Raw genomic sequence first — 10,573 nt, 5'->3', positions numbered from 1 at the left:
GCAACATCGAGATGTCACAGCAACTACCGGACCAACGAGGACCAATCAGGATACATCTCCGTCTTGAGCCGGTCGCGGCGTGATGACGGGTCCTGGTTGGTTACAGATATCTCCCTCAGACATCCCTACCCCTGGCGTGGACATTTCGTCAAAGGCCTCCCGCCAAGGGATAAATTCACGTAGGCCTCACGCGGAACGTGTTTTCCGCGTTTTCCGAGTGGGAGTCTGTTTGGGTTTGCCAGTCTGCGCAAGACTTTTCTGCAGCGCTTCCATCAGGTTGAGCGTCACAGGTTCGTCTTCATCCGCAATTGGTTCTTCGACATCGTGGCCTTTCATTTTTGATTCAATCAGATCTTCGACCCGTTCACGATAGGTGTCTTGGTACTGATTGAAATCAAAGTCGGGATCCGCCCACTGACGGACGATCGACCGAGCCATCTTCAGCTCTTTCGAACCGTTCGAAACCGATGCCTTTCGAGATTTTGGATCCAGAATTTCTGCAGAGTAATTCAGCATAGCCATCTGCAGCACTCCGCGCATTGGTCGCAGAAGCACGATCTGGTCTTTGCCCGACATGACAATCCGACCGACGCCGTATTGTTCTTCGAGTTCCATGGCTTTCAAGACCACATCGTAAGCTTTCTCTGACGATTTCCCGGCAGGAAGCACGTAGTACATCCGGCCGTCAAAATAGAGGGGATCAATCGTTTCAGGCGAAAGAAAGGCATCAACCTGCAGGCCTTTTTCACGTTCAGTCCGCAGCGCACTCAGTTCCTCCGGGTCGAACTCAACATACTTTCCTCTGGATACCTCGTAACCCTTAACGATTTCGTCTCCCTTCACTGGGCCATGAACAGGACAGACTTTTTCGTATTGAATCCGACGATGACACTTCGCGTGAAGCTGATGGAAGTGAATGTCGCTATCCTGCCGATTCAGCGCGTTGAACGCCTCCACGGGGAACGAGACCAGACCAAAACTGAGCTGCCCTTTCCAGCTCGCCCGTTGCCCGGTTGCCTTTGATTTGCCCTGTCGCTTCGCCATGTTGAGGTACCTCTTCCGTCGAATCGGGCGCATCGAAGTTCGCATGCTGCAGTATTCCAGGATCGACTAACTGCAAAAGTCGGGTCCGAAACATGAAGACCGATCCAGGTGCAAAAGCTTTCAGCTTATTTAGAACCAGATCCCTCCCAAAATCTGATGTTGCCCCGGCGGTAATCGACCCGCTGGGCACCGCTGTCTAATCCAGTAAGCGCGAATAACCCGGGTTCATAACGTGCATTGTGTACGTGGCAGTTTGCGAGTCGAGCTGATCGAGATCTAGACACGCTGATCAAATTCAGCCAATGCTCCCACGAGGTCAGAATAACCAGCATGAGGAGTCGCGGCGCAGTTGTGCACTTGGACCGTTCGACGAGTGAGGACAACAAATCGGAATTGATGGCAGCTTGCTCGAGATCGTGTTAGCTTGAAATCATGCCTTGCGCGTTCACAAGGCGACCACGCTGATTTCATTTTGCCGGGGTCATTCCATGATCAGAATCCATCAGGCCGTCATTCCGATTCTTTTGGTTCTTCTCTCAAGTGAGTTCTGCGTCGCGCGAGCGGAGCAGGGAGATTCTATTGAGAACAATGGAAAGCAAACACCGACGACCACGATGGAGACAGTCAAAGTCGCCAACGATCTGAAGGGCTTCGTGATGCACCCCTCTGGAAAGAAATTCATTCCTTGGGGCCACAATTACGCTTCCGCTGACATTCTTGAGCGGCTTTCGAAAGATCCCGAGCGAGTGAAGCGCGAATTCGCCGAAATGAAAGCGGCTGGAACGAATGTCGCCCGGATCCACCCCGAACTGCCCCGTCTCCTGCGGGGCCCGAGTGACGTGGATCAGCAGGGCATCGACGGAATCAAGCAGTTGCTCGACATTGCCCAGCAATCGGGGATCCATCTCAAAATTACGGGACTGGCGAACTACCGGATCAAGGACCGGCCAGTATGGTATGACAAGCTATCAGAGGCAGATCGCTGGAAGACACAGGCCTTTTTCTGGGAATCGATCGCTCGTGCCTGTGCCTCCAGCCCCGCCGTGTTTGCCTATGATCTGGTGAACGAACCGGGCGCTGCGGGGAAACCGGAAGAGGGGTGGTATATGGGCCGTATGGGAGACGTCGAGTTTTGTCAGCGTTTAAGCCTCACTCCGGGTGACCGAAACGGCGACGCGATTTATCGCGAGTGGACGCAGCTGGTGGTGGCCTCCATTCGTCGCCACGACCCGACACGTCTCATCACCATGGGGATGTTGCCGTTCCCCGGGGCTTATAAAGCGGCATCTGAGTATCTCGATTTTGTTTCACCCCACCTGTATCCCAAATCGGGAAAAGTGGACGAGGAAATCGCTCTGTTGAAGAAATTTGACTGGGGCAAGCCAATTGTGATTGGAGAAACCTTTCCTTTAACGTGTAGCCAAGACGATGAACGAGAATTCCTGCTCAAGAGCCGCGAATATTCCCAAGGCTGGATTGGTCACTGGCCTGACCACTCTCCAAAAGATCTGGATGCACGCAGAAAGTCGGGTACGGCAACGATTGAGGACCAGATCTGGCTATCTTGGGTCGAACTCTTCGAAGAAATCGGAACCGCAATGACCTCTCACGAATGATCTGCTCACTGGATGTTCAGAAGACACTTTACCGCATCACCTGATCTGGAGACACGATCCATGAAAGCCGCAGTCTTTGTCGAACCTGGTCGTATCGTTCTAACAGACAAGCCAATCCCACAGGTCGGTCCGCGTGACGCGTTGATCCGTGTAACGACGACAACAATCTGCGGTACCGACGTGCATATTCTTAAAGGGGAATATCCCGTTGTGCGTGGGCTGACAATCGGGCACGAGCCCGTCGGTGTCGTTGCTGAGCTTGGTGCAGCCGTGACCGGCTACTCCGTTGGCCAACGTGTGATCGCAGGCGCAATCACACCCTGCGGACAGTGTCACTCGTGCCTGGGAGGCAACCAGTCCCAGTGCGGCGGTAAGCCGATGGGGGGATGGCGACTGGGGAACACGATCGATGGGTGTCAGGCCGAGTACGTCCTGATTCCTGATGCTATGGCGAACCTTGCCCCGATCCCTGATAATCTGACCGACGAACAGGTCCTCATGTGCCCCGACATTATGAGCACAGGCTTTGTGGGAGCTGAGCGAGGGGGCGTTCGTATCGGAGACTCCGTTGCCGTGTTTGCTCAGGGGCCGATTGGCCTGTGTGCGACGATCGGGGCACGCCTTCGCGGAGCGAGTCAGCTCTTCGCGGTCGATGGACTGAATGAGCGGTTGACGGTTTCTCGTCATCTCGGCGCCGACACAACGATTAATTTTCGAGAACAAAACCCTGTCGATGCGATTCTGTCGGCGACAAATGGCCGTGGTGTAGATGTGGCCATCGAAGCTCTGGGGACCCAGTCAACACTCGAGAGCTGCCTGCGCGTACTCCGACCGGGTGGGGTGCTGTCCAGCTTGGGAGTCTATTCCGGCAAGCTGACATTGCCACCCGACGCGTTTGCGGCTGGCCTGGGCGACCACTCGATTATTACGAGTCTGTGTCCGGGCGGCAAAGAGCGCATGCGAAGACTGATGAATGTTGTGGAGTCAGGGCGAGCCGATCTACGTCCATTTGTGACGCACCGATTCAAGCTCGACCAGATTGAGGAGGCATACGACCTGTTCGTAAATCAACGCGATGGCGTCATCAAGATCGCCATCACGACCTGAGACATGTCAGTTTATCCTGTTCGCGGTCGCATTTCGGTGTTGTCGATTCGGCGATCCCGTTACTGTCTTCAGGCCGTATCGAAAGCGCACTGACCGCGCGGCGACCAGCCGTGCGGTCAGGTGGTCAGTTCCGATAAGACCCCTTCGACGACAGGGCGCGGGCAGGACCAAACCAGGAAAAAAAGTGCTTGCCTGGCCCATCGCTGCGCTGGGTGGGGTGCAACGAACCCGCCCCCCTTCGCAATCATGAGTGATGTCTGCGTGGATCGTAAAGCGAGCGTCGTGCAGTCTGCTCGCAAAGTGAGTACTTCCTGAGAATCCCTCGGCGGTGATGTCGCGAAAAGGTGCAGTCGCTGTCTTAGTTCGTGTCTGTTGGCATCCAGCTTGGAAGCAATCTCGGCGAGATCGGGACGCTTCACAGATTCCTGCTGGATGAATTCAATCGCTGCTGCGGACAGGCCAATCGCCAGACAGGAGGTTTCCAATCCACCTCCACCAACTTTGCCGAGTACGCTTTCCGCGGGGCCGGCCAACAGCATTTCAGGAGGGACTTCGACTTGGACACAACGGACCAGACTGGTCCGCGAACCGGTCAATGCGGACAGGGGCAGGGGAGGTTCGATGCTGACACCCGGTCGGTTTGTTTCCAGCATCACCAGAATCTGCCGCGAATCCGAAGTGGTTGCCCCAATGATGATGACGGCAGCGGCATCCGCTCCCGTCACCCACGGAATCTCGCCGTCAATCTGAAAGCCACCGGATTCGAGAGGCGTTGCCCGCAATGAGGGCCCCAAATGCTGCCTGGAAGTCGATAACTGTGACAGTCCCACAGTCAGGAACATATTTCCTTGGGCGAGAGCAGGCAGAAAACGTGACTGCAAGTGTTCTGGCCCTTTAAGCAGTTGCCGAACTCCCGCTTCACGCTGGCTCAGAATAAACGCCGTGGTCAGGCACGACGCGGCAAGCTCTTCAGTTCGGATCAGAATATCGACTGGAGCAAGCCCATCACCACCGTAGGCGCGCGGGATGGACCAACGGAGTGCGCCTGTTTTCTCAAGTACGCTCCAGGAGGAAGCTGGCCACTGGGGGTCACGGTCGGCTGCTTCACTCTGGCCGATCAGTCGCTCTTTGTCTTCTTTCGAAATCATCATCGACAATCCAGGAATGAAACCAGTTTCTCGTCACAGCCTTTACCGGCCCGATGCTCTCACAGAACAATCGCCCCGTCGCAAACGTGATTCAGAGTATGATGGAACAATGAAGATTCCGCACCAGATAACAAAGCACCCCGGCACTCGAAAATGCCGGGGTGACTGTAAATTGGCAAATCAGGCACAACGCCCGCATTATGCGGCCATTCGCTGAGGAATCTTGAGGATCGTGGGTTCGCTGCCATGAGCGGCGGCCAGGAATTCCTGGAAGATCTGCATGTCCAGAGCTGAAGCCGTATCGTCTTCTGGATGCCATTGTACACCCAGGCAGAACCAGTCAGGATCGATCGACTCGTAGCACTCGATGACTCCGTCGGTTGCGTGAGCCGAAGCTTTGAAACACGAGGCGAGCCGGTTGACGGCCATATGGTGTTCGCTGTTCACGCGGATTTCGCCGGGACCATAGATATCCCAGCAACGCGTTCCTTCGACGATCTCAATGATATGTCGGTTGTATCTTTCGACAGGATCGCGATGGTGCAGGCAACGGGGAACCGCTTCGGGAATGTGCTGAATCAGGGTTCCGCCACAGACGACGTTCAAGGTCTGCATCCCGGCACCAATGGCCAGGATCGGAATTCGTTTTTCCACGGCGAACTTGGCCAAGCGGCGATCAAAATCTTCACGACGAGCGGGCATCGGGCGAGTGTGAGGATGTGGTTCCATGCCAAGTCGCATTGGATCGAGGTCCATCGTGCAACCGGCCAGCACGATCCCATCACACATCTCCAGCGCCTGTTTCAAATCATCGTCACTACTGTAAGGTGGGATGAGCATTGGCAGTCCACCTGATTCAACGACAGAATCGTAGTAACCGGTGTTGAACCAGCTCAGAGCCAGAGCGTCTCTACGGGAAGGCCGATAGTCACCATTGATACCAATTACGGGTTTCGTCTTCATAAAATCCCTTTCCTACGTGGCACATCCTGTGCAAGACTGACAACCATGAACAATGCCGAAACAATCCGCTGGACGCGACGCGCCCCCCTCACCACGGACTGACGACAGACTCCGTAAACACCAAGTATCTGCGTTACCAATACGGCTGAGCACCGACTAAGAATGTCACTTGAAACTCAAGTGAAGCACCTGACGACGTCCAACTCCATCTAACGACTGATTTGCGAATCCATTCTGACAGCACCACCTGAATCCTTCAGGTCGTATTCCAGAATCCATTGAAGTGCATAAAAGAGCTTCAACAGTCTTCTCGAACCGTTTCGACGGTCACTGCTCGCCCTGATTGATGATTGGCGGCAGCGGCGTCCTCACGACCGGCGAAACTTACCGGTCATGAGGATGGATGTAAAGCATATCGACTATTTTGGGGTCAATACAAATTTTGAGCACTAAATATGGACGTCGCTCGAAATCCTGTTGAACTGGGTAGTTTTGAACCTCGTCGGCTCCCTCTTTTGAAGGCAGACCTTGCCACTCGCTGGAAATCACGCCCAGGTAAGCCATTACACAAAACAGGGGACATGAGCATGCAGAAAATCTGCTCAAGCTCCCGTCCCCTGAAATCGTTTACAAGTTCGAATTGGTCCCGCTATCGACCATTTCTGTGCAGAGAAACCGCTTTCAATTGCGATCGGGTCTCTTCGCAGACTCGGGTTCAAGACAAGGCTGAATGGATCCCGGTCCTAGTGATTGTGATCATGGTCATGTCCACAATCGTGGCCATGATCATGATCGTGATCGTGCCCGCAGTCGTGGTCATGATCGTGGTCGTGTTCACCCTCTTCGTCATCCCCATCCTCGTCGTCGTCGATGTCGTCTTCCAGGTGGAATGCGAATTGAGCGGCCATGTAGACATCGCGAAGCGGCAGTTCATGTGCCTTGGCGATTTCGACACAATGGTCAAATTCGGGCTTGAAGACGGCCGCTTCGTTTTCTCTCCAGCCGACCTTTCCCTTGATCGGACCAAAGTCCGTCTCAACGGTATAGGACATTCGGTCGCGAATTGACCGATGGACACGCTGACGCCGAATTCCAAATGTCTGAGTTTCGCTGAAGATGATGGACTCCAGCTTTCCGACCTCTTCCGAGCGACAAATCACACTCAACATGACCGCTGGCCGGTCCTTCTTCATTTGAATCCCGGTCGTGTAAACGTCCAGCGCACCCGCTTCAAGCAATCGTCGCTTCGTATACCCGAGAATCTCGCCTTGAGTGTCGTCCAGGTTCGTTTCCAGCAACATCACGCTATCGCCAGACGACTCGACGCCCGCCGTCTTACCGATGATCAGCCGTAGAATATTGGCTCGCCCCTCCAGGTCGCGCGTTCCTGCCCCGTAACCGATCGTGTCGATCGTCATCTCGGGCAGAGCATCGACAAAATGGCTGGCGAGGGTCTTCACAATGGCCGCCCCCGTCGGCGTGGTCAGTTCCGCATTGACCGGAACGTCGGATAAGGGGATCCCCTTGAGTAACTCCGCAGTTCCTGGAGTCGGAATAGGACAGACACCATGAGCGATTTTCACCTCGCCCCGTCCTGTCGGGATGCGGCTGCAGTACAGTTCTTCTACGTCCAGAAGATCAAACCCGATGGCCGCTGCCACGATGTCGACGATGGAATCAACCGCACCCACTTCGTGGAAGTGAACCTGGTGAACGGGTGAGCCATGCACCTTCGCTTCGGCCTCCGCAACCGTCTGGAAGATTCTCAGCGCCAGATCTCGCTGATTGTCATTGAGAACTTCGGAACGGTTGATAATCTGACGAATATCGCTGAGGTTCCGATGGACATGCTGTTCCGGATGTTCAACGCGAAAAAGCTTCGCTCGAAATCCACCGCGCTGCACTTCGTCGACATGGACTTTGACACCTGGCAGATTCAGCGAATCAATCCCTTCGCGAAGGGCATTCGGGTCAAGTTCCGCATCCAGCAGGGCGGCGACCGTCATGTCGCCGCTGATTCCGGATGCACAGTCTAAATACGCAATACGCATTGAACGAGTCCTCAAATGACAGGTTGTTTCGCTCCCCCATGTACAAGCTGGGATTACGATACGGAAAAGTCGATCCCGAGTCGCCAACGAGTCGATCCCAAAAGGAATCCCGATCGATTCCCTCCAGATCGATTATGGCGTCATCAGGTCAGTAGACGTCAGTGATTCTTTGTCGACAGCTTCGCCAGGGCTGAGGTCAGTGGCCCATCCCCTTCCAGATCAGCGTAGCAGTACCTGCTGCCAGACAGTAATAGCCAAAAACGTGGAGACGTTGTTTCGAAATCAGGGTCAGAAGCAGACGCAGGGCAATGATTCCGACGATGAATGAAACGCCCATTCCCATCAGCAAGACGCTACCCGGTATTGCTTCGGGATTGCCCCCTTGCTGCTTCAGCAATTTCACCGCATCAAGCAAGGCAGCCCCCCCAATCGCCGGTATCGCGATCAGAAACGAAAAAGTTCCTGCCGATTCCCGCTGAAGTCCTGCCAGCATTCCTCCGGAAATCGTGCTTCCCGACCGTGAAATTCCAGGAACGAGAGCGACAGCCTGGAAGCACCCCACCATCAGCGCGACCCACCAGGGCATCTCTTTTTCGTTGTAATTTCCCCCTTTTACTCTCTGACTGAGAAGCAGCAGTGTTCCCGTGACGAGTAGTCCGCAGCCAGCAATCCAGGCGTTCTCAAACAGCGGTTCCAGTCTCTTTTTAAATAGCACTCCCACCAGACCTGCCGGAATCGAGGCCAGGACAATCGCGGCACAAAGGCGCAAATCTGCTTCAAGAATAATTCGCTTCAGACGCTGAAAATAAACAGTGATAATCGATCCCAGAGTCCCCAGGTGAAGGACGATATTGAGCGTCATCGCCTCGTCTTCGACGGATTTTCCCTGTCGTAAGAGCTCATCAATGATAACCAGATGTCCCGAAGAACTGATTGGCAAGAATTCAGCAACTCCTTGGACGACAGCCAAAATCAGCACGCGAACGGTATCGTTCATTAAATCCCTTTTCGAACCTGACGGTATCCCTGCGAACGTGGGCGGAGTCTATCAAGCTGATCGCAATCCGGTCGAGTGAGCTGAGACTTCCGACCGTCAGAACTTCGCGAAATCCAGCCAAGTCGACTGCAGGGCGTGTTATCCAAGACAGCCTCCCGCAAAGGTGACGGATTTATTCATGGGCCTCTCATTCGATTGCCACCAGACGCGAACGTGGAACTGCACTCCCGTGTCAGGCTCTGGATAGCCACGCACCCCACCTCAACGCTATTTTAAACGGCGGGACCGTCAACTTGAGGAATTCTTGGCGGCAAAACCTCCAGGTGATCCAGTGCAATTGCCTGAGAGTCCTTTCTCCCCCCCCAACCCATTCAGTTCCAATGCTGCAAGGAATGACTGCGAATATGACAGAACAGACTCCACTTCCGGCCGGATTCTCCACAGCAGGCTTCCGGTGCGGAATTAAGAACGACGCTCCCAAACTCGACCTGGCCTTGTTCGTTTCCGACCATCCTTGCACCGCGGCGGGCGTCTTCACGACCAATCTTGTCTGTGGAGCCCCTGTCAAAGTTTCCCGCGATCGGTTGCCACGCGCCACGGCCAGAGCTGTCGTCATCAATTCAGGTAACTCCAATGCAGCGACAGGAGAACGGGGACTTAAGGACGCCCGTCGTATGACCGCGCTGCTTGCCGAGCAGATCGGAGTCAGTTCCGAGGACGTCCTGGTGGCGTCAACAGGAGTGATCGGCCGCTTCCTGCCGATGGAAGTGCTTGAGGCGGGAATCCCTGCCGCCGCAAAGGAACTCGCCAAGTCGCCCGAGTCATTCCTGAAGGCCGCTCAGGCGATGATGACGACTGATACGTTTCCGAAACTGGCGACCGCCACAGTCAAAATCCAGGAGCGTGAAATTCGAATCAGCGGAGCGTGCAAAGGGGCCGCCATGATCGCTCCGAACATGGCAACCATGCTGTGTGTCATCATGACCGATGCGAAACTGAGCGTTGACGCGGCCCAGACCATGCTGCGACATAGCGTGCAGGACTCCTTCAATTGTATTAGTGTCGACGGCCATGAAAGCACCAGTGATTCGGTGGTCCTGCTCGCCAACGGAGCCTCGGGTGCGGAAGTGGCCTCAGCAGAGGATCAAAAAGCGTTTCAGGCCGCTCTGGACGAAGTTGCTGTCAAACTGGCGACCGGCATCATTCGAGACGCCGAAGGGGCACACCACTTTGTTGAACTGAATGTGACGGGTACTCGCAATCGAGACGAGGCCTTCGTAATCGCGAAGTCGATTGCCGACAGCCCGCTGGTCAAAACGGCCATCTGCGGAGCCGACCCGAACTGGGGACGTATCATCTCGGCGGCCGGATATGCGGGAATCCCCCTGCTGGAAACGGACATGACACTCGTCATTAACGGCTTCCTATTGTATGAGTCCGGGACTCCTGTCGCGTTCGACGCAGCACAGGTCTCAAAAAGTCTTCGCGACAACCGGGTCGTCACAATCGATCTGAAGCTCACCCATGGCTCCGGCAAGGTGCGGTTCTGGACGTGTGACCTCACGAAAGAGTACGTAGAACTGAACGCCGACTACACGACCTGAATTCGTTGCTCGTAGACTCAATGCGGGTGCAGCGAGAATTTCG

8 protein-coding genes are annotated in these 10,573 nt (G+C 54.9%); 3 read left to right on the top strand and 5 right to left on the bottom strand.

Annotated features, from left to right (window positions below):
- Positions 1–186: 186 nt before the first annotated feature.
- Positions 187–1,044: a Ku protein gene (locus ACGY09_RS00105; protein ID WP_397570009.1), complete on the bottom strand. Its 858-nt coding sequence runs from the start codon at positions 1,042–1,044 to the stop codon at positions 187–189.
- Positions 1,045–1,532: 488 nt separating this feature from the next.
- Here ACGY09_RS00105 and ACGY09_RS00100 point away from each other — a divergent pair, with 488 nt between their 5' ends.
- Both ACGY09_RS00100 and ACGY09_RS00095 read left to right on the top strand, forming a co-directional pair.
- A complete protein-coding gene (locus ACGY09_RS00100; RefSeq protein ID WP_397570008.1) occupies positions 1,533–2,660 on the top strand; it encodes a cellulase family glycosylhydrolase in 1,128 nt (375 codons plus the stop codon).
- Positions 2,661–2,720: 60 nt separating this feature from the next.
- Entirely contained in the window at positions 2,721–3,767 is a 1,047-nt protein-coding gene (locus tag ACGY09_RS00095; RefSeq protein ID WP_397570007.1) for an NAD(P)-dependent alcohol dehydrogenase, read from the top strand.
- Positions 3,768–3,883: 116 nt separating this feature from the next.
- Here ACGY09_RS00095 and ACGY09_RS00090 read toward each other — a convergent pair whose 3' ends face one another.
- The 4 genes from ACGY09_RS00090 to ACGY09_RS00075 all read right to left on the bottom strand — a co-directional run bounded on the left by ACGY09_RS00090 (position 3,884) and on the right by ACGY09_RS00075 (position 8,926).
- Positions 3,884–4,918, bottom strand: coding sequence for an acyl-CoA dehydrogenase family protein (locus ACGY09_RS00090; RefSeq protein ID WP_397570006.1), 1,035 nt, complete (start codon positions 4,916–4,918; stop codon positions 3,884–3,886).
- A gap of 195 nt (positions 4,919–5,113) precedes the next feature.
- The gene (locus ACGY09_RS00085; protein WP_397570005.1) at positions 5,114–5,878 is read right to left on the bottom strand and encodes a gamma-glutamyl-gamma-aminobutyrate hydrolase family protein; all 765 of its coding nucleotides are present in this window, start codon (positions 5,876–5,878) and stop codon (positions 5,114–5,116) included.
- Between the two features lie 743 nt (positions 5,879–6,621).
- Positions 6,622–7,929, bottom strand: coding sequence for a nickel pincer cofactor biosynthesis protein LarC (gene larC / locus ACGY09_RS00080; protein ID WP_397570004.1), 1,308 nt, complete (start codon positions 7,927–7,929; stop codon positions 6,622–6,624).
- Positions 7,930–8,125: 196 nt separating this feature from the next.
- Positions 8,126–8,926 carry an undecaprenyl-diphosphate phosphatase gene (locus ACGY09_RS00075; protein WP_375314917.1) on the bottom strand — a complete coding sequence of 267 codons (801 nt, stop codon included), beginning with the start codon at positions 8,924–8,926 and terminating at the stop codon, positions 8,126–8,128.
- A 404-nt stretch (positions 8,927–9,330) separates the two neighbouring features.
- On the opposite strand from ACGY09_RS00075, the gene argJ reads away from it, so the two are divergent.
- A complete protein-coding gene (gene argJ / locus ACGY09_RS00070) occupies positions 9,331–10,530 on the top strand; it encodes a bifunctional glutamate N-acetyltransferase/amino-acid acetyltransferase ArgJ (protein WP_397570003.1) in 1,200 nt (399 codons plus the stop codon).
- The last annotated feature ends 43 nt before the right edge of the window (positions 10,531–10,573 follow it).

Source organism: Schlesneria sphaerica (assembly GCF_044336245.1).
GTDB lineage: Bacteria > Planctomycetota > Planctomycetia > Planctomycetales > Planctomycetaceae > Schlesneria > Schlesneria sphaerica.
Note: the sequence above shows the minus strand (reverse complement) of the source record. Positions and strands in the feature narration are given on the sequence as shown.